General features: G+C 68.9%; 15 protein-coding genes, 1 tRNA gene and 1 pseudogene. 15 read left to right on the forward strand and 2 right to left on the reverse strand.

The window, feature by feature from the left end; all coding sequences use genetic code 11:
- Nucleotides 1-616 precede the first annotated feature (616 nt).
- The 3 genes from ACWFR4_RS33920 (at nt 617) to ACWFR4_RS33930 (ending at nt 3,314) form a co-directional block, all read left to right on the forward strand.
- Entirely contained in the window at nt 617-1,582 is a 966-nt protein-coding gene (locus tag ACWFR4_RS33920; RefSeq protein ID WP_453465055.1) for a 3-hydroxyacyl-CoA dehydrogenase NAD-binding domain-containing protein, read from the forward strand.
- Nucleotides 1,583-1,625: 43 nt separating this feature from the next.
- Nucleotides 1,626-2,528, forward strand: coding sequence for a 3-hydroxyacyl-CoA dehydrogenase (locus tag ACWFR4_RS33925; protein WP_453465058.1), 903 nt, complete (start codon nt 1,626-1,628; stop codon nt 2,526-2,528).
- A 712-nt stretch (nt 2,529-3,240) separates the two neighbouring features.
- A tRNA-Met gene (locus ACWFR4_RS33930) sits at nt 3,241-3,314 on the forward strand.
- Nucleotides 3,315-3,517: 203 nt separating this feature from the next.
- On the opposite strand, the gene ACWFR4_RS33935 is transcribed toward ACWFR4_RS33930, so the two are convergent.
- On the reverse strand, nt 3,518-3,997 hold the full coding sequence (locus ACWFR4_RS33935) for a LysR family substrate-binding domain-containing protein (RefSeq protein ID WP_453466889.1): 480 nt from the start codon (nt 3,995-3,997) through the stop codon (nt 3,518-3,520).
- A gap of 1,006 nt (nt 3,998-5,003) precedes the next feature.
- On the opposite strand from ACWFR4_RS33935, the gene ACWFR4_RS33940 reads away from it, so the two are divergent.
- Together ACWFR4_RS33940 and ACWFR4_RS33945 are read left to right on the forward strand one after the other, a co-directional pair.
- Entirely contained in the window at nt 5,004-6,107 is a 1,104-nt protein-coding gene (locus tag ACWFR4_RS33940) for a hypothetical protein (protein WP_453466867.1), read from the forward strand.
- A gap of 325 nt (nt 6,108-6,432) precedes the next feature.
- Nucleotides 6,433-6,678 (forward strand): annotated as a pseudogene (locus ACWFR4_RS33945) (undecaprenyl-diphosphate phosphatase); the annotation flags it as partial.
- 3 nt (nt 6,679-6,681) lie between these two features.
- On the opposite strand, the gene ACWFR4_RS33950 reads toward ACWFR4_RS33945, so the two are convergent.
- Nucleotides 6,682-7,989 carry a sensor histidine kinase gene (locus tag ACWFR4_RS33950; RefSeq protein WP_453466869.1) on the reverse strand — a complete coding sequence of 436 codons (1,308 nt, stop codon included), beginning with the start codon at nt 7,987-7,989 and terminating at the stop codon, nt 6,682-6,684.
- 159 nt (nt 7,990-8,148) lie between these two features.
- On the opposite strand from ACWFR4_RS33950, the gene ACWFR4_RS33955 reads away from it, so the two are divergent.
- The 10 genes from ACWFR4_RS33955 to ACWFR4_RS34000 all read left to right on the forward strand — a co-directional run bounded on the left by ACWFR4_RS33955 (nt 8,149) and on the right by ACWFR4_RS34000 (nt 19,284).
- Nucleotides 8,149-8,772, forward strand: coding sequence for a hypothetical protein (locus tag ACWFR4_RS33955; RefSeq protein WP_453655924.1), 624 nt, complete (start codon nt 8,149-8,151; stop codon nt 8,770-8,772).
- An 8-nt stretch (nt 8,773-8,780) separates the two neighbouring features.
- Nucleotides 8,781-9,509, forward strand: coding sequence for an ABC transporter ATP-binding protein (locus tag ACWFR4_RS33960; RefSeq protein ID WP_453655925.1), 729 nt, complete (start codon nt 8,781-8,783; stop codon nt 9,507-9,509).
- Nucleotides 9,510-9,582: 73 nt separating this feature from the next.
- Complete coding sequence (locus ACWFR4_RS33965; RefSeq protein ID WP_453655926.1) at nt 9,583-10,458, forward strand: ATP-binding cassette domain-containing protein; 876 nt, start codon at nt 9,583-9,585, stop codon at nt 10,456-10,458.
- Nucleotides 10,455-13,103 carry an FtsX-like permease family protein gene (locus ACWFR4_RS33970; RefSeq protein ID WP_453655927.1) on the forward strand — a complete coding sequence of 883 codons (2,649 nt, stop codon included), beginning with the start codon at nt 10,455-10,457 and terminating at the stop codon, nt 13,101-13,103. The genes ACWFR4_RS33965 and ACWFR4_RS33970 overlap by 4 nt, the downstream gene beginning before the upstream one ends.
- A 29-nt stretch (nt 13,104-13,132) precedes the next feature.
- Nucleotides 13,133-13,867: a response regulator transcription factor gene (locus ACWFR4_RS33975; RefSeq protein WP_453466877.1), complete on the forward strand. Its 735-nt coding sequence runs from the start codon at nt 13,133-13,135 to the stop codon at nt 13,865-13,867.
- Between the two features lie 117 nt (nt 13,868-13,984).
- Entirely contained in the window at nt 13,985-14,239 is a 255-nt protein-coding gene (locus ACWFR4_RS33980; RefSeq protein WP_453466879.1) for an IS3 family transposase, read from the forward strand.
- Between the two features lie 359 nt (nt 14,240-14,598).
- The gene (locus tag ACWFR4_RS33985; protein ID WP_453466881.1) at nt 14,599-14,763 is read left to right on the forward strand and encodes a hypothetical protein; all 165 of its coding nucleotides are present in this window, start codon (nt 14,599-14,601) and stop codon (nt 14,761-14,763) included.
- Between the two features lie 63 nt (nt 14,764-14,826).
- Nucleotides 14,827-15,969 (forward strand): acyltransferase family protein, encoded by a 1,143-nt coding sequence (locus ACWFR4_RS33990; protein ID WP_453655928.1) that lies wholly within the window; start codon nt 14,827-14,829, stop codon nt 15,967-15,969.
- Nucleotides 15,970-16,415: 446 nt separating this feature from the next.
- A complete protein-coding gene (locus tag ACWFR4_RS33995; protein ID WP_453655929.1) occupies nt 16,416-17,996 on the forward strand; it encodes a glycosyltransferase family 2 protein in 1,581 nt (526 codons plus the stop codon).
- 208 nt (nt 17,997-18,204) lie between these two features.
- Complete coding sequence (locus ACWFR4_RS34000) at nt 18,205-19,284, forward strand: sugar phosphate nucleotidyltransferase (RefSeq protein ID WP_453655930.1); 1,080 nt, start codon at nt 18,205-18,207, stop codon at nt 19,282-19,284.
- Nucleotides 19,285-19,379 lie beyond the last annotated feature (95 nt).

Here is a 19,379-nt window from a genome sequence, read left to right on the forward strand (position 1 = left end):
GGCGCCGCCTCGGCTGCCCGAGCTGACCCGAGCCTGCCGGTACCAACCATGACTCGCCAGCGGTCCGGGCCGGCACGACCTGAAGTCGCAAGTGCGGGGAAACCGGCTCCCCAGTGGTCCCCCGAGATGCCCCGGATGGATAAGCGCCACACCCTGGAACGGAGCCACACGAGTCAGGCGGGCCGCCGTTCGCCAAGTCCTCGTGCCAGCCCACACGAATGCACGAGGGGGGAAGAGGTCGGTGGGCGGGCCCGGGCCACATGTACTGACCGCGCGAGAGAAGGGAGAACCGCAACGTCCGTGAGCTCCGGCTCCCTCAGGCCCTACCGTCGCGCCACCGTCGTCAGGTTCAGTGTCATCGAGCTTCTCCCCGCCTTGCGCTTCGAGGCCGATCCACTCGCAGCCGTCGCCGATGTCGCCGATGTCGACGTCGTCCAGGAGCTGACAATTAGTGAACGCGTAGTGAACGCTCGCCCAGACGCGCCACGGACAACGCGAGCAGCGCGCGAGCCGACAACGTGACCGACGCAGTACGGCCGCGCCGTCCTGGCCTCTGGCCACCTGGCCGTGATTCCCCTCGCCCGCAGGCGCCCGATACCCAGGAGCAACGACAGCCATGAACGCGTACAAACCCGTCCATCGCATAGCGATCGTCGGCACTGGCACCATCGGAGCAAGCTGGGCGACGCACTATCTCGCTCGGGGCTTCGACGTCACAGCAACGGACCCTGCCCCCGCCGCGGAGAAGGCTCTCAGGTCGTACGTGGACGCAGCTTGGGATGCGGCAGCCACGCTCGGGGCCGAACCCGGAGCCACACCCGATCGCCTGAGGTTCACCACCGACATGCGACAGGCCGTCGCGGACGCCGATTTCGTGCAGGAGAACGCGCCGGAGCGCCCGGAGCTGAAGGTCAAGCTGTTCGCCGACATCGACGACGCCACGCCACCGGACTCGATCATCGCGTCGAGTTCGTCGGGCATCACGATGAGTGTCATCCAGGCCGAGTGCCAGCGGCCAGAGCGCACTCTCATCGGGCACCCCTTCAACCCGCCGCACATCATCCCGCTGGTCGAAGTCGTCGGCGGCACGAAGACCGCCCCGGAGACGATCCGGGACGCAATGTCCTTCTACGCCGCGATCGGCAAGAAGCCGATTCACCTCAAGAAGGAGCTCCCCGGGCACGTCGCCAACCGTCTCCAGGCCGCGCTGTATCGCGAGGTCGTCCACCTGATCGAGCAGGGTGTGCTCGATGTCGCGGACTCCGACGACGCGGTGTCCTGGGGTCCAGGACTCAGGTGGGGTGTCATGGGACCCAATCTGCTGTGGCATCTCGGCGGCGGCGAGGGCGGCATCCGGCACTTCATGGACACCCTCATGCCTCGGTTGACCGGGATGTGGCAGGACCTGGGCACCCCGGAGCTCACACCCGAACTCAGAGAGAAGATCGTCGACGGCGTCCTGGAAGAGGCGAACGGCCACTCGGTCGACGAACTGGCCACTCAGCGTGACGCGATGCTGCTCAGTCTGCTGGCCGTGCGCGCCGCATCCGGCCCGCACAGCGACACAGCCGGCCGGGCATGAGACAGCACCCGTGGCACTGGGTTCTCACCCGAGAGGAGAGACGGTGACACAACGACAGGAAAGACTGTTCGTGCTGGAACTCAGCGGTGACGGCCGCGTGTTCTGCGTGAACCCCGACGGTTCCGACAAGAAGGTCATCGTCACCGGATGCAGATACCCGGATGGTGTGTCCGTCGATGTCGGGGCAGGTCACATCTACTGGACGAACATGGGGTCTCCGCCGGTGAACGACGGCTCGATCGAGCGCGTCGACCTGGACGGAAGCAATAGGACGACGATCGTTCCCAGCGGCGGAACGCACACGCCGAAGCAGCTGCACTTCGAGGCCGCCGGCCGAAAGCTCTACTGGGGCGATCGCGAAGGAATGCGCGTCATGCGCTGCGACCTCGATGGGTCGAACGTCGAGACGCTCGTACAGACAGGGCAGGGAGACGACGACTGCCGCGACCAGACCAAATGGTGCGTCGGAGTCGCCGTCGACCCTGGTGGCGGGCACCTGTACTGGACACAGAAGGGCCCGAGCGATGCGGGACTGGGGAAGATCCTGCGGGCCGGAATCGACTTGCCCGCCAGCGAAACCCCGGCCGACCGCAGCGACATCGAGGTGCTGCTCCAGGGGCTGCCGGAGCCGATCGACCTGCAGCTCGACCTCGCTGAGCGCATGCTGTACTGGACCGACCGAGGGGACCCGCCGCGAGGCAACTCCGTGAATCGCACCCCATTGGATCCGCCGGACGGGCAGCGAGAGCCCGAGATCCTGTGGACCCACCTGATGGAAGGTATCGGCATCGCTCTCGATCTGGACGGCGGCCGTATGTTCGTGACCGACATGGCCGGGACCGTCTACGCGGCGGATCTCGACGGATCGAACCGGCGGGAGATCCTCATTGCGCAGGGCAACCTCACCGGGATCGCCCATGCCCTGATTCCCGCCGAGGAGCCGTAGGAACGACAGCTGCCGCAATGTGTTCCACCTACTGCTACAGGCTGTATCTGGATCACAGAGGCGCTTGCAGCGGCGAGAGTGGCGGCGTCGGGCTTCCGCTTGCTGCGCTCGTCGTGGGGCTGCCCAGTGGTTGCTTTTGAAGTGGAGGCTCCCAGTGGCCTTGCTGTGTGACGGCGGGGGCATCCCGGCGGACGCCCTCGGTCCACGGCAGTACGGCGCGAGTTCCCCCGTACGGGGCTTCGACTCCACGCGCCGGACACCGGACCGTGCCGTGACCGTCTTCGAGGAGTACCCACAGATCGCGCTGCTCGGCACGGTGAAGGACACTCCGGCGGACTGGCTACGGGCCGGGCAAGCGATGCAGCGGGTGCTCCTTCAGGCCACCCTCGAGTGGCTGGAGCCGATGTTCAACGAGCGCCTGGAGATCGCAGACTCTCGTCATGCCGAACCGATCGGGGCTCGGCTTGTCCCTCAGCGAACAGACGGCGGCCTGGGCGGTGGATTCGATCAGGATCGGCCGAGTTGGAACCGTCGGCCTCTCATGATGTCGTCTCTGTGGCGCCGCTGGGATCGGTGCTGTGGAGACGATGTCACCCCGGCAACCTACGCTTCGGCGATATCCGCAAGGCGGTGGTCTGACGGCCGGAACAAGAGCCTCGGGCGAAGGTGGTCTTCGGTACCCGTTGTGATGGCGTACCGTTGGGTTCACCGACGCGGGGTGGAGCAGCTCGGTAGCTCGCTGGGCTCATAACCCAGAGGTCGCAGGTTCAAATCCTGTCCCCGCTACTGCCGTTCAGGGCCCGGATCCGCTTGGATTCGGGCCCTGACGTGTCTGTGCCACGGAGGGCCGGGCGGCTGTGCCCACGTCAGCCGTCCGACGCCGTGTCCGCGATGTGGTGTCCAGCTGCCACGAGGCCCTCTGAAACTGCTTCCGCGAACGCGGCGATCGCCTCGTTGTGCCGACTCGGTACCCACACCATCGACGTCAGTCATGCCAGGGGCGCGTCCTGTAGCGGTCGCCACACCAGCCCGTCGGCGAGAGGTGTGGCGGGGGCCGAGTTGAGGTGGATGCCGTGGCCCGCGAGTACCAGGTCGTGGACGAAATCCGGACGCGCGTGTCTGGTGGAGCCGGGCAGGAACCCCTCGTCACGGCAGATGGTCAGCATGTGGTCGTACAGGCGCGGTGCCATCGTGCGCGGGAAGATCACAAGCGGAGCTCCGTCGAGGTGCCGCAGCCGGACGGGGCCGCCGGGCGCCGCCGCGGCCTGGTCCGACCGGAGGATCACGCCCAGTTCGCGCCGCGCCACGGGCCCTGACTCCAGACCCACCGTCTCCGGCGGGTGGCGCAGCACGCCCGCGTCCAGCTCGCCCTCGCGTAACCGGGTCAACTGCTCGTCCGTGGTGAGCTCGTGGAGGTCGATCAATACGTCGGGCACGCGGTCGGTGAAACCCGCGGTCAGGTTCCCCAGACCGCCAGACCGCCAGACCGCCGATCACAAGCGGTGTGGTCAGCGGACTGGCAAGTGCGGATCCCAACACCGCGACAACCATGGTCGGTTGGTCGCCGGAGCCTTTGGCCGTCCACACAGTGACATCGGCTGCCACCGGCATCAGCACCATCGCCGTGACGATGCCGCTGCCGTGGTCGGAATCCGGCGCCTTGAGACGTCGGTCAGCCAGCTGCTCATCGGCTTCCACAGCCCGGCCCAGAACATTGCCGATGTGCGTGGTGGCCGTGAGCCCGTCGTCCTTGTTGTATCCCTCCTCCCAGGGCATGGTGGGAGCTATCTGGCTGAGGCGGTCGTATTCCTTCTTCAGGTTCTGCCGGTCGGTGGCCAGCGAAATCGCCGAGTCAGTCTGGACTCCGGTCTCCGACGGCGTTGGCCTGCGCCGGTCATCGCTAGTCTCGATATCGGTCTCGCTCTGAAGCAGGCCCTTCCGGCAACCGGCCACGTCGCTCCTGTCCTGGTCAGCGGCCTGATCCAGCACCGAGGCATCACCAGGAACTGCCGGTCCTGCTTGCCCCGGCGACCAGGACGGTGCCGACCAAGCCGGGGCGCCCGGCGGCGACGATCGTGCCAGCACCGGCGAGGCCCTCTGCGACGACGGCGGGTCCAAGGGGGCGAAGGTCATCGACTCGATCGAGATCGGCGAGCATCGCGGCGGCGGCCTCCCGTTCCCAAGCACTGCGGGCTCGTTCCTCACGGAGCTCCCCGCCCAGCGAGCCTGCCGCGATCTCCCCACTCCCGCCGCTTATGAGAGTCGCCTTGGGTGACTCAGAGAGCTGTCAGCGCCTCGATGAACGATTCCGATCCAATCGAGGTCTGCCAGTCGTCCGTCAGGGGGAAGCAGGATCGCTATCAGGTCTGCCTCAGTTGGCGCGCCTCAAACCATCGATACCTTGCCTGCGCAGTCGGCAGGCGGGCCACGGTCATGCGGCGGCCCCACGGAGTACCGCACGAGAGCGGAAACGGAATGGCAATCCCACGTATCAGGACGGCCGCACGCCTTGGCCTCTGCGCCGCCATGGCGACCGTCTGGCAATTGGTGCCGCTGTCGGCCCAAGCGAAGCCGTCGCACGAGCTGGTGGTCCCCAAGAGCTACCCCACAATTCAGGCCGCAGTCGATGCCGCCCAGCCCGGGGACCGGATCAAAGTCAGGCCGGGCGTGTACCGGGAGCAGGTGGTGATCGGCAAGAATGTGTCGATCACCGGCTCGGGCGCCCGGAAGACGACGATCCTGGCTCCGCAGACCCTGGTCGCAGGCGAGGACGGCGGTACCTCGATCGTCGAGATCCACAACGGCGCGTCCGTCGCGCTGTCGCAGCTCGCTGTCAGCGGGCCGGGCTCGGGGACGTGTGAGAGCGGCGCACTGGGCTCCGGTATCCGAGTACTGGGAGATGCCCGGCTCGACCTCGGTCACGCCCGCGTCACCCACATCACCGACACACCCGCGGCGCCCTGCTCCCACAGCGCGGTCGCCGTCTTCGTCGGCGACCTCCCAACCGGAACGGGTTCGGTGACGATCCACGACACCAAGATCTCGGACTACCAGGGCTCGGGCGTCACCGTCCTCAACGAGGGGTCGAGCGCCACGATCGTCGACAGTGCCGTCACTGGGCACCCGCGCCTGTCGACCGACGGGATCGGGTTCGTCGCGGGCGCGGTCGGGCGCGTCACCCGGAGCACCGTCAGCGACAACGACTGCCGGGAACCGGATCCGCTCTGCGGCCCGGACTTCTTCGGCGAGACCCAGCATGTGGGCATCTTGGCCGGTTCAGCGGGCACGGTGGTGAAGGGCAACCGGCTCGCGGGCAACCACATCGGGATCTACGCCGTCGGTGGATCAGACAGCATCGGGCACAACGACATCACGCGGAGCTCATACTTCGGCATGGCCTTGCAGGATGGTTCGTTCACGGTCCGCAAGGACCGGATCGAAGGTGGTGTCGCGGTAGTCGCCGCTTCGGCCGACACGAAGGCGTTGCTCGACGGGGTGCGCATCAAGCGGACATCCGGGGCGCAGGTACGGATCTTCGAGTGCTGCGGCTTCACCGCCACCGTGACGAAGGGCCGGTGAGGTAGCGAACCCTGATGCCGATGCTGCTGACGCCACCGCTCGTCCTGCTTGGGCGGCCTGGCCGAAGCCCTCGGCGGTCGGGTTCTCGTCTCGGAGCGCGGTGAAGTCCATGTCCAGCTTGGCGTCGTACGCCTCGGGCTGGACGCCGAGCCCATCCAGAACCGCTACTCGTGAAGGGGGCCAGGGCGCCGAAGACCGCGTAGACCAGTGGGCCGGACAGCCCACCGAGCCCGTCGGTGATCGTGTTCATGTGTGGTCGTCCGGGTCATGGGAGGGGTGCGGCGCCGACTCCGGTGCCGACGGCGTCCCTGAGTTCGTACAGGCCGGCGCCGGTCAGGTCGGGGATGCCCAGGAAGAAGGAGAGGCGCGTCGCGGCGACCCCGAGGACGACACCACCTTCAAGGACGCCATGCTGGTGGGCTGTTCGCAGAGGCTGGCGCTGCTCTTCCCCGGCTTCTCCCGCTCGGGGGCGACCATGTCCACCGCTCTCATCCTCGACCTGGACCGGCGCGGTGCGCTGACTCTGTCGGCCGGAGTCGGAGCGCATCCGCCGGTGCGGCGCGGTCGGGGGCGCCTACTGGGCGGAGTCCTCGCGGTGTACGGGGACGAGCAGCGTGAAGGTCGTGGGGCGCCTGCTCGACACGACCATTCGGCCGCCCAGGGAAACGGCCAGATCGCGGGCGAGGGCGAGGCCGATCCCTGTGCCAGCGTTGTCGGAACCTGTGTGTCCGCGGTCGAAGAGGAGGGCCGGCTCGACGCCCAGGGTGCCCTCGTCGGACACGTCGAAGGCAAGGGCGTCATCGAGATCTCGGACGGCGACGCGGACGCTGCCGTGGCCGTGCGTGCGCGCGTTGTCCAGGAGGACGCCGAAGATCTCCGCGACGGGCCCGCCTGGGACGCGCACGTCGGCGGGAGCGTCCTGGACGGCGAATTCCAGACGTCTTCCGTCCTGGGCGAAGAGGCCGTGCCATCGCTGTTCGGTCTCCTGCAGAAGCTGGGTGACCAGTCGGTCAGGCACCGCCCGGCGCGCCGGTTCGGGCGAGCCCGCCAGGCGGAGTACCTCCTCGACCGTGTGATGCAGCCGCCGTGTCGACGTCAGCGCCTCCTCCAGGACGCGACGCAGCTGGGCGTCGTTCTGTTCGAGGCCCGATTCCAGGGTGAGCTGGAGGCCGGTCAGCGGGGTGCGCAGCTGGTGCGATGCGTTGGTGGTGAAGTCCCGTTCGTGACGCAGGAGTTCCGAGAGGCTGTGCAGCATGTCGTTGTGCGTCCGGGCGACCTGGTCGATCTCGGGGATGGTGCTGGGGGCCGCGCGGGCCGTCAGATCGCCTTCGATGACCGCGCGGCTGTGCCGGGACAGATCTTCGAGTGGCGCGGCGAGCGCCCGTGCCTGACGGCGGGCGACGAGGACGGCGACGGTGAGGGCGAGTACGGCCACGCCGAGCAGGGCTGCCCAGCCGAGCAGCACGCGGTTGCGGACGGCCGACACGGCTGAGGAGGCTCGGACGACGCCGATGACTTTCTCGTCGTGCGGGACGGGTACGGCGACGACGAGGTCACCGCCGGTCTGTGTCCGCGCGACCAGCCCGCGAAGCGCCCGCCGGACCGCCACGTCGCCGTTGGAGGGTCCGTTGCCCGCGTGCAGGGTCAGCTGCGGGTCGTACAGGCCGAGGCTTTCGCCGGTCGCGGGTGGCGGCAGCTCCGCCGGGTCACCGCTGCGGTAGTCCGGGTTCACGTGGACGGCGGCGGCCAGGGCTGCCCGCTCGAGGGTGTCTCGCTGGTCGGCGTACAGGGAGGACCGGATGGCGAGGGCAAGCGGGACGGCGAGGAGGACCAGCGCGACCAGCACCGCAGTGACGGCCACCCGCACGACACGCTGTCTCATGCCCTCATCATGCGGGCCATCCGCCAGGTTGCACGTAGCCCGCCACGCGCTTTTGCCGTCGTCTAACCCTCGCCGAGCCAGGCGTTAACCGGCCGGTTCCTAGCGTCGGTGGCATGACCGTCCGGTCACCTCAGCAGAGTAATCAGGAGGGCAGTGGCCATGGCACGCGTACAGACCATCGGTGTTGTCGGGCTCGTACTCACCGCGGCGCTGACCGCAGGGTGTTCCGGCGCAGGCGGGGCCACGGGAGCGGGCTCGAGCTCCGGGGGTTCCGCCGCACACAGCGGCGGCACCACTCCGGTCCCCACCGAGTCGAACCCTCCCGGTGACATCCCCGACAACCAGGCCTACGTCACCTACAAGCCGCTCGGCGGTGGCTTCACGGTGAAGGTGCCGGAAGGGTGGGCGCGCACCGACAAGGGCGGCACCACGACCTTCACGGACAAGCTGAACCAGGTCCAGATCTCCGCCGCGACCACCTCGTCAGCGCCCACGGCTACCTCTGTCACATCCAAAGTCGTCCCCCAACTGCGCCGCCAGGTGAATAAGTTCGCCGATCCGAAGGTGTCGCAGGCGGCACGGAAGGCGGGACCCGTCGTCCTGCTGAAGTACCGGGGTGACTCCGCTGCGGACCCGGTCACCGGCAAGGTCGTGCGGGACGCGTTCGAGCGGTACGCGTTCTATCAGCACGGCCGAGAGGTGGACCTCACCCTGTCCGGGCCGGTCAACGCCGACAACGTAGACCCCTGGCGCATCGTCAGCGACTCCTTCGCGTGGAAGTGAGGCGCGGGATGCTGAGCGCTCCGCAGAGTCCCGTCAGTGCCGCACGCGAATCCGCGTCGCAGGCCACGGCGGCCGAAAGCGCCCTCTCCGCACGGGAGCTGTACCGCTTCTTCCGGTCGGGGGAGGAGGAGACACTCGCGCTGCGCGGTGTGTCCCTGAGAGTGGGGCGCGGCGAGACAGTCGCCGTCGTCGGTCCGTCCGGGGCGGGCAAGTCCACGCTGCTGTCCTGCCTGGCCGGTCTCGACGAGCCCTCGGGGGGTGAGGTGCGGGTCGGAGGTGTTCGCATCAGCCACCGGCCTGAGACCGAGCGCGCCCGGCTGCGGGCCCGCCACATCGGTGTGCTCCTGCAGACCAGCAATCTCGTCGCGCATCTCAGCGTGCGCGACAACGTGCGCCTCGCGCACAGTGCGGTGCGCGGTCACCCGGCTGTACCCGCACAGGACTTGCTCGAGCAGCTCGGGCTGGCGCAGCGTGTCCACGCGCTGCCCCGCCAGCTCTCCGGCGGTGAGCTGGCGCGGGCGGGGCTGGCCGTCGCGCTCGCCAACTCACCCGGCGTTCTGCTCGCCGACGAACCCACCGGCGAGCTCGACGGCGACACCGAACGCGTGATCCTCCAGATGCTGCGCGACCGTGCCGCTGCGGGTTGCGCGGTACTGATCGTCACGCACAGCGCGGAAGCGGTCCGGGTCGCCGACCGGGTGATCGCCCTGGACGACGGAAAGGCCAGCGATGTCTGAGCATGAGGACAGGGCGCCCTCGAGCGAACCCGCAACGACTCGGGGCGAACCCGGAACGCCCGCCCGCGCGTCCGTGAGCACCCGCCAACAGCCTGTGCCGCCGCACCGCGAGACCGCGCGGGCCTCGGCCGAGCGCGCGGTGTCACCCGGCGACCTCTCGGCGGCCGCTGCACGGCTCACCAGGGCCCAAGAAGCGTCTGATTCGTCCTCCATCGGGCCCTGCACACCTCATGACGAGCCCGTCTCGCAGTCAGGGGAGCCTTCCGCGACGCCGGGCGATGTCCTGGTCGCCTGCGAGGACGCCGCCCTCACCTTCGGCCGCGGTGCGGGCGCAGTGGTAGCCGTCCACGGCGCGAGTCTGCAGGTGCGGGCCGGGGACAGGCTCGCGGTCGTCGGGCCCTCTGGGTCGGGCAAGTCCTCGCTGCTGCACCTGCTGGCCGGGCTGGAGCAGCCCACCAGCGGCATCGTCGTGTGGCCCGCTCTCGGTGGCCCGCGCGACATCGGGCTCGTCTTCCAGGGAGACAGCCTGATCCCCGCCCTGGACGTCGCCGAAAACACTGCGCTGCCACTCGTCCTCGCCGGGATGCCGGACGCCCGAGCGCGGGAAGCGGCCGAAGCCGCGCTCGCCCTCGTACACGCGGCCGACCTGGCCGACCGGCTACCAGAGGAGATCTCCGGCGGCCAAGCACAGCGTGCCGCGGCCGCCCGGGTGATCGCCCAGGCTCCCCGGTTGATCCTTGCCGACGAGCCCACCGGCCGGCTCGACCACACCACCGGCGGCCTCGTCCTGGACGCCCTGCTCGCGGCGGCCGACCGCACCGGCGCGGCCCTCGTGGTCACCACGCACGACCCGGTCGTCGCCGCTCGTCTCGACATCCGGCTGACCATGTGTGACGGCCGTCTGTCCAACACCACGGCGAGCGCCACGGCCCCGAAGGAAGCGTCATGAACACTGCATGGGCGGGCGGCCTGGCCCGACACCGCACCGGGCGGCTCCTCGCGGCCCTCGCTGGAATCGCGCTGGCCGTCGCGCTCATCGCATCGCTCGGATCCTTCCTCACCGCGTCGAAGGCGACCATGACGCAGCGCGCCGTGCGGTCGGTCGCCGTCGACTGGCAGGTCGAGGTCCAACAGGGCACCGACCCGAACACACTGCTCTCGCTGGTGCGCAAGACGCCCGGCGTCCAGTCGGCACTCCCGGTCGGATTCGCCCACAGCAGCTCGTACACCGCTCGAGCACAGGGCACCGTGCAGACGACCGGGCCCGGCGTGGTCCTCGGCCTGCCAGACGGCTACCAAAAGCTGTTCCCAGGCGAGATCCGGTCGCTGACGGGAAGCACCAGCGGCGTGCTGCTGGCTCAGCAGACCGCGTCCAACCTGCATGTCGCCCCCGGCGACACGATCAGCGTCCAACTCCCTGGGACAGGCGCGCACCAGGTCCGCGTTGCCGGAGTCGTCGACCTCCCGCAGGCCGACTCCCTGTTCCAAAAGGTGGGAGCCCCCAGCCAGACCCAGCCCACCGCGCCACCGGACAACGTGCTGCTGGTCCCCACCGCAACCTTCTCCTCCCTGACCGCACACGCGTCAGGTGCCGCCGTCACCACCCAGATCCACGCAGCACGTGACGCCAAGCTGCCCACCGACCCTGCCTCCGCGTTCGACAGCGTGACCCGCGCCGCCCACAACCTGGAGGCCCGCGCCTCAGGCCAAGCCGTCGTGGGGAACAACCTCGGCGCCGCCCTCGACTCCGCACGCCAGGACGCGCTGTACGCCCAGATCCTCTTCCTCTTCCTAGGCGTCCCGGGCGCGGTGCTAGCCGGCGCGCTCACCGCCGCGGTGGCCGCCGCGGGCGGGGAGCGGCGAGGCCGCGAACAGGGCCTGCTGAGGCTGCGCGGGCTGCGGCCCCGGCGGATCGCCTCCTTGTCCGGCCTGGAAGCCGCGATGGTAGGCGTCACCGGCGGCGCCGTGGGGCTCGTTGCCGCCGCGCTGACGGGCCGGATCGCCTTCGGATCGGCCTCCTTCGGGACGAGTACCGGCCAGTGGATCGCCTGGTACGTCCTTGCCTTCGCACTCGGTGCCGCGGTGGCCACGGCCGCGGTCCTCATCCCCGCGCTGCGCGATCTGCGCACCGTCACCGTTGCCGACACGCACCGCACCGAGCGTCGCACGGGCTTCCCGTGGGTCCTGCGTTATGGGCTCGACTTCGTGCTGCTGATCGGCTCCTGGCTCATATTCCGGGCCTCGTCCGGCAACCAGTACGCGCTGGTCCTTGCCCCGGAGGGCGTGCCGAGCATCTCCGTGTCCTACTGGGCCTTCCTCGGCCCTGCTCTGCTGTGGATCGGCTCTGCGCTACTGCTGTGGCGGCTCACGCTGCTGGCTCTCACACACGCACGCCCGATCCTGACCCGGCTGTCGCGGCCGCTGGCGTCCAGCCTGGCCGGGACGACGGCCGCGGTGCTCTCCCGGCGCCGGCGCCCGCTGGCGCGTTCGGTGGTGCTGCTCGCCCTCGCGGTGTCGTTCGCGGTGTCGACGGCAACCTTCAACGCGACGTACCAGCAGCAGGCCGAGGTCGACGCCCGGCTCACCAACGGAGCCGACGTCACAGTCACCGAGCCGCCCGGGGCTCAGACGCCGGCAAGCGCCGGAAGCGCCTTGCGGGTCTCCGGAGTCCGTCATGTCGAGCCCATCCAGCACCGGTTCGCATACGTGGGCTCCGACCTCCAGGACCTCTACGGTGTGCGCCCGGCCACGGTCGCCTCGGCCACTTCGCTGCAGGACGCGTACTTCTCCGGAGGCAGCGCTGCCACACTCATGAAACGGCTGGCTCACCAGCCCGACGGACTGCTGGTGAGCGCGGAGACCGTCCACGACTTCCAGCTCACACCCGGCGACACGGTCAACCTGCGGATCCAGGACGCACACACCAAGGCACTGCGCACGGTGCCGTTCCACTACGTGGGTGTCGCCAAGGAGTTCCCGACCGCGCCCAAAGACAGCTTCTTCGTCGCCAACGCCGCCTATGTAGCCAAGGCAACCGGCAGCGACGCGGTCGGCGCGTTCTTGCTGGACACCGCAGGCACTCATCAGAAGCAGATCGCGGAGCGGCTGCGCCATCAGCTGGGCACCAGTGCCACGGTCACCGACCTCACACAGACCCGCGGCACCGTGGGAACCAGCCTGACCTCCGTGGACCTGGCCGGGCTCACCCGGATCGAGCTGGCCTTCGCGGTACTCCTCGCGGCCGGAGCGGGCGGACTCGTCCTCGCGCTCGGGCTCGCGGAACGACGGCGCACCTTCGCCATCGCCAGCGTGCTGGGTGCCACACCACGTCAGCTGCGCGGCATGGTCCTCACGGAGGCTCTCCTGCTGACCGCGGGCGGCCTCGCCGGTGGCGCGCTGATCGGTTGGGCGCTGTCGGAGATGCTGGTCAAGGTCCTGACCGGGGTGTTTGATCCGCCACCGGCAGCCCTCTCGGTGCCCGGCAGCTATCTGGTGTTGACCGCGCTCGCGGCGACGCTCGCCATCTTGGCCGCAGCCCTGAACGGGGTACGCCGGGCCGCCCGACCCGCCGTCGAGGAACTCCGGGATCTGTGAACACCCGCTCCCGCTCTACGCTGCCCCTCATGCGCACGCCCGCACCTGCCCCCGCCCGGTTCCGGATCCTTGTCGTCGAAGACGACGACACCATCGGCCGTCACCTGGAATCCGGACTGCGCAGCAACGGCTACGCGCCGGCGTGGAGCCGGACCGGAGCGGGCGCGCTCACCGAGGCCGCGCAGTCCCGGTACGACGTGCTGCTCCTGGATCTCGGTCTGCCCGACATGGACGGACTCGACGTCGCCCGCCAATTGCGAGCCCGCTTTCCCGACCTGCTGATTCTCATCCTCACCGCCCGCACCGACGACATCGACGTCATCGCGGGGCTCGACGCCGGAGCGGACGACTACCTGGTCAAACCCTTCAGCCTGACCGTGCTGCTGGCCAGACTGCGAGCCCATCTGCGACGCCGGACCATCGCGGCACCTCCCCAGGAGCCGCTCCGGGCCGGCGATGTCGTCATCGACGTCACCGCGCGCCGGTGCACCCTGCACGATCAGGAAATCGAGCTGCGCCCCAAGGAGTTCGAGCTGCTCGCCGTGCTCGCCCGGCACGCAGGCGAGGCCGTGTCCCGCGAGACGCTGATGGCCGAGGTGTGGGACGAGAACTGGTTCGGCTCGACGAAGACACTCGACGTCACCATGGCGGGGCTCCGACGACGTCTGACCGACGTGATGGTGCGGCCGCACGGAGTATCACCCCCGTACCGGATGCCGCGCATCACCACCTTGCGAGGGCACGGGTACCGGCTCGAACTCTGACCACAGCTGTCCGTAGACGTCGATCAAGCTCACAACCGGCCTCCTGCGAGCGGGAATTGAGGCATCCATGGGGCCGTCGGGGACAGCTGCGATATCGCCCTCGCGGAAAATCTCTGGATGCTGATCAAGACCGAATGCGTCCGCGGCCGGATCTTCGCCACACATGCCGAGGCGAACCTCGCCCTCTTCACGTACATCGACGGCTTCTACAACAGCCGGCGCGTCCAGCAACGACTCGGCTACCTGAGCCCCATCGAGTTCGAGGAGAAGTACTACGCCGGGCAGGCGACGACCGAACCAGATGAGCTCCGCTCTGGCCTGCGTCGACAGCTCGTCGAGTCGGCGGAGCAGGGCGATGTTCGTCCGTGGTGAGGTGAGAGGGGTGCGCAGCTCGTGCCTGGCGCGGGCCGGACTGCCCAGCATGTCGTCGGAAGCGCGCCCGCGCCGTCTCGCTTCGTCCGGGCCGCAGACTGGCACGGCCAGTTCGAGCCGCGATGATCCGTCTTGCGAGCCACCAGCTGACCGGGGCTGTGGCCGGCAGGACCGTGAGCGTGAGCACGGTCGTGCAGCGTTGCCGACAACGGGACCGACGCTTCTCACTCAGCTCTCACTGTCACCACGGCGTCGGCTTACCTCCGTTCGTCAGCGTAGTGACGGCCGCCGCGCCCGCGTGGCCCCGAGCAGTACGTCTGGGTGAGCCGCATGCCATAGACGCTGCCCCGAAGGGAGACATGACCAGGCTGACGTCCATCACACGTGACTGTGACGAGTCCGACGACGCCCTGAGCGACCTGACGGATTCACTGCCAGAGAATGAGGATGAGGGTCCGGACGGGGACACGGACGACGACGCTGAGACGTCCCTCGTCGAGACGCTGCGAGCCTACTTCGAGTAGGCATGGCGACGAGCGCGGTGGTAACGAGCACGATGCAGTCGAGGAGAAGAGCACACCTCGCGTATGAGTACAGCGGACCACCGCCACGCACCGCCCGCCCGCATCGCCCGGCGCCTCCACCACTATCTCGACCCACCGGACTATGTCTCTCCGGTCGGCTGCCGCCTGCGTGCGGTGGACGGGCTTCGACTGGTCGCCGCTTTGCTGGTGGTCGCATACCACTTCGTCGCCTCCGGCGCCGGGAGCACACGGGGCGCCTGGGAGACGCCCACCACCAAGGTGTTCCCGGCAGCGCACCACCTCGCGCAGTACGGGTACCTCGGCGTCGAGATCTTCTTCGCCGTCAGCGGGTTCGCGATCTGCTTGTCGGGGTGGGGGCGTACCATGCGCCAGTTCACTGCCTCTCGTATCTCGCGCCTTTATCCGGCGTACTGGCTGGGCGTGCTGGTCACCACGGCCGTGCTCACCGTGTGCCCCACCGTCAACAAGCCGAAGTCGCACCGGGCTGTTCTGGTCAACCTGACCATGTTCGAAAGACCTCTGGGAGTTTCCGAGGTCAGCGGCGTGTACTGGACGCTGTGGTCGGAGATGCGGTTCTACCTGCTGTTCGCAGTGGTGCTCTTCTTCGGCGCGACGTACCGGCGGGTGCTGTTGTTCTGCCTGGCGTGGACGCTGGTGTCGATCCCGGCAGAGCTCTCTGGCTCCGCGTTGTGGGACGCGGTCTTCGAGCCGTCGTACAGCCAGCCGTTCATCATGGGCGTCTGCCTGTATCTCATCCATCGCTTCGGTTCGCGTGCCGAGACGTGGGCAGTCTTCGGCTTCTCCTGGCTGGTCGAGGTCCACGAGCTGGCCCGCCGCTCCACGTGGGCCTCCAACGCCCTGGGCTGGCACGTCTCCTGGCTCGGCTCGGTCGCGGTCTTCACCGTGCTGTTGACGCTGCTCGTGCTCTCGGTCATCGGCCCGCTCGCCCGTCTCGATGTGCGCTGGCTCAGCACGGCGGGTGCCATGACGTACCCGCTGTACGTGCTCCACGACGAGATCGGGTACACCGCGATCCGGGCGTTCCGCCACGACGTTCCGCGGTGGCCGCTGCTGATCGCGCTGCTGGTCGTGTTGCTGGCGCTGTCCCACGCGGTGGCCCGATGGGTGGAGAAGCCGGTGGGCAGGCGGCTGCGCCGCTTTCTGGAGACCGCCCGCTGCCGCTGACCGCTCGCGCCCGTAACTGACCCAGGGACCGGCGGCATTCAACTGGGCCCGCCCCACGGACAGTACGCCAGCAGCTCGTTGTGCGGGCTGGTTACGACGCCTGCACGCCACACGGTCGCGTTCCCACCGCGCTCTAGCTTGTTTCGCGTCCTGCTCTTACATCGCGAGGCAAAGCTGGGGCGAGTCCTGGCGAGTACCCGCGGACCGTCGGCGTATGACGTCGCCCTCTCCGGTCACGAGGTCTCGCATTCACTCGACCCCGGGGTCCGCATGAAGCTCGATTTCCAGCCGCGCCACGCCCTCGGCGCGATCAGCACCGACATCAGCCTCGCAGCTCTCTCGGCGGTTTCATCGTGATGCGCGACAGCACAGCGCGTGGCGCTGAGGTCCCCGTACGGAACCGTTCCGGTCGAGCATGCACGACCACCGGGCACGTCAGTGTCGTGGTGATCGTTTACAACGACGCGGAGCACGTACCCGACGCGGTGCGTTCGGCGCTCGCTCAGGGAGAGACGGTGGCCGAGGTCATCGTCGTCGACGACGCGTCGGTCGACGGGACACGGGACGCATTGCTCGTCTTCGCCGACGACGACCGGGTGCGGGTGCTGTCAAGGGAGCGCAACAGTGGCGGCTGTGGAACCCCGCGCAACGACGGCATGGCTACCGCACGTTCCGAGTACGTGATGTTCCTCGACAGCGACGACATGTTCCTGCCCGGCGCCGTCGACGCGCTGCTGGCGGCCGCGGACGCTCATGACGCCGATGTCGTGGCGGGCCAGTGCCTGCGCCGTGAACTCCCCGACGGTCGGACCACGGGGTGGCAGCCCCAACTCTTCGACCGGTCTGCCGGCGCTGAACTGCCGGGACAGGTACTCGAAGGGATCGGACAGCAGCCTGGGCTCCTGTGGGACACCCTGTCGGTGAACAAGCTCTACCGCCAGGATTTTCTCGCCGAACACAACGTCAGGTTTCCGAGTGGTGCCTTCCACTACGAGGACTTCGTCTTCACCGCCCGGCTCTACGCCGCCGAGCCGCGGCTCGCGATCGTGGACACCCCGGTCTACGTCTGGCACGTGCGCAGGCAGGCGCCGAGTCTGTCCATCTCTTTGCGCCGCGCGGTGATCTCCAACTGGGAGCACCGGGTGGCTGCCCACCGGCAGGCCGTGGAGGTTTTGCGGACAGCCGGACACCCGGATCTGGTGGCCGCCGCGCAAGGCAAGTTCCTCGACTACGACGTGGCCATGTACACACGAGAACTGCCACTGCGTACCAGGGAGTATCAGGAGAACTGGTGGAGGGTGACCGGTGGATACCTCAGGACCTTCGGCGCCGCCGGCTACGCCGCCGCACGCGTGCCTTCCCAGTGGCTCGGCCGTGTTCTGGAGGCACTGCCCGAGCCCGCGGAGACCGGCCGCCTGGTGGAGCTGGCGGCCCGGCCGCCGCGCCTGGCGCCGCCGTACAGCACCGACGGCGCCACGCCCGTGTTCGGGCCGGGCCCGGCGTCCGTTCCCCTGGAAGGACTCGACCAACTGGCCCCCCGCGAACTGCCGATAGCGATCGACGGGCGGGTGACAACAGGTCGGGTCACCCGGCTCACCCTGCGGGTGCATGACCTGTACGGCAGGCTTGCCGCTCTCGCCCCGCAGACTGTACGCGTCGTCTTTCGGGAACGATCCGGGACATGTGCCGATCGCGTCACCGAGGTTCCGCTGGTCCCGGGTGAACAGGGCTGGGCCGCGGAGGCCCGGCTGCGCACCAGTGAACTGACCGGTCCGGCGGACCTGATGGCCTGGGGCATCACGGCCGAAGTACGTTGTGCCGGAGGCGAGGCCGTGCAGGCCGAGGTGCGCGCGTCGGGGGCCGAGCAGGCATGCCGCCGGACCGTCGTACGTCTGGGACGCCCACTGTTTGTGCAGGCACATGTGACGCCGGGATCGGCCCTGAGGCTACGTGTGGTGGACAGTGTCCGTGGGCTGAGGCGCATCGCCGGGGGGCGAGCCCGCAGGCTGATCCGGCGGTTCGGGTAGCTCACGCGGTACGCGTCGCCGGCGCATGGCCACGCAGGATGAAGCTCCCGCTGCGGCAGAGCCTGCTTCCTCTGTGCCGTGGCGGCCCACCAGCACACCGGCATCCCTTACGCGGCCGTTTCCGCGCTGATCTGTCATGGCGCGCATCACCGCACCTTCCGTCAATCCCCGTAGCACTTCGAAGTCTTCGCAAGACAGGAGATAGTCAGTGGAAGCCATCCTCTTGGTCGGCGGGAAGGGGTCGCGCCTGTACCCGGTCACGGAACACACACCGAAGCCGATGGTCCCGACCGCCGGGGTGCCTTTCCTTGCACACCAGCTCGGCCGGGCGCGGGCCGCGGGCGTCGGCCACGTGGTGCTCGCCACCTCCTATCTGGCCGAGGTCTTCGAGCCGTACTTCGGTGACGGCGCGGACTTCGGCCTTCGCATCACGTACGTGCACGAGACTGAACCGCTTGGCACCGGCGGCGCGATCCGCAACGCCGCCACGGTGCTGAGCTGCGGCCCCGACGAGCCGGTGCTGGTCTTCAACGGCGACATTCTCACCGGGCTCGACATCGCTGCTCTGGTGGAGCACCACCGCGTCGCGCGCGCCGACGTCTCGCTCCACCTCACCCGGGTCGAGGACCCCAGTGCGTTCGGCCTGGTCCCGACCGACGCAGCCGGGCGTGTGCTGGCCTTCACCGAGAAGCCCGATCGCCCCGAGGAGATCGTCACCGATCAGGTCAACGCCGGGTGCTATGTCTTCCGTCGCTCGGTCATCGCCACCATCCCGGCCGGCCGGCCGGTTTCGGTGGAGCGGGAGACCTTTCCCGGGCTGCTCGCCTCCGGGGCACTGTTGCACGGGGTGGTCGACCAGACGTACTGGCTCGACCTGGGCCGGCCTGCGGCGCTGATCCAGGCTTCCGCCGACCTGGTGCGCGGAGTTGTCCCCTCCCCGGTGCTGCCCGGCCGGGTGGGCGAGTACCTGATTCTGCCTGGGGCGCACGTCGACGACGGCGCCAAGCTCTTGGGCGGCACGGTGGTCGGCGAGGGGGCCCACATCGCCGCCGGTGCGGTGGTCGATGGTTCGATCGTGCTCGACGGCGCACGGATCGAGGCGGGTGCGTGCGTACGCTCCAGCCTGGTCGGTTCGGGAGCGCGCGTCGGTTCGCGCACCGTGCTGGAGAACGCCGTGATCGGAGACCAGGCCGAGATCGGCGGGGACAACGAACTGCTCGCCGGAGTACGTGTGAGGGGCCGCGCGTCGATCCCGGACGGCACCATCCGCTTCTCGTCGAACTCCTGATGGCAGCGGCCCAACCGACCGAGAGGAGAGAAGGCACTGATGAGGGTGTTGGCGAGACCAGATTCCGACGATGCGGCCGCAGCCTTGCGCCGTCC

The sequence above is a fragment of the Streptomyces sp. NPDC055140 genome (assembly GCF_053607285.1).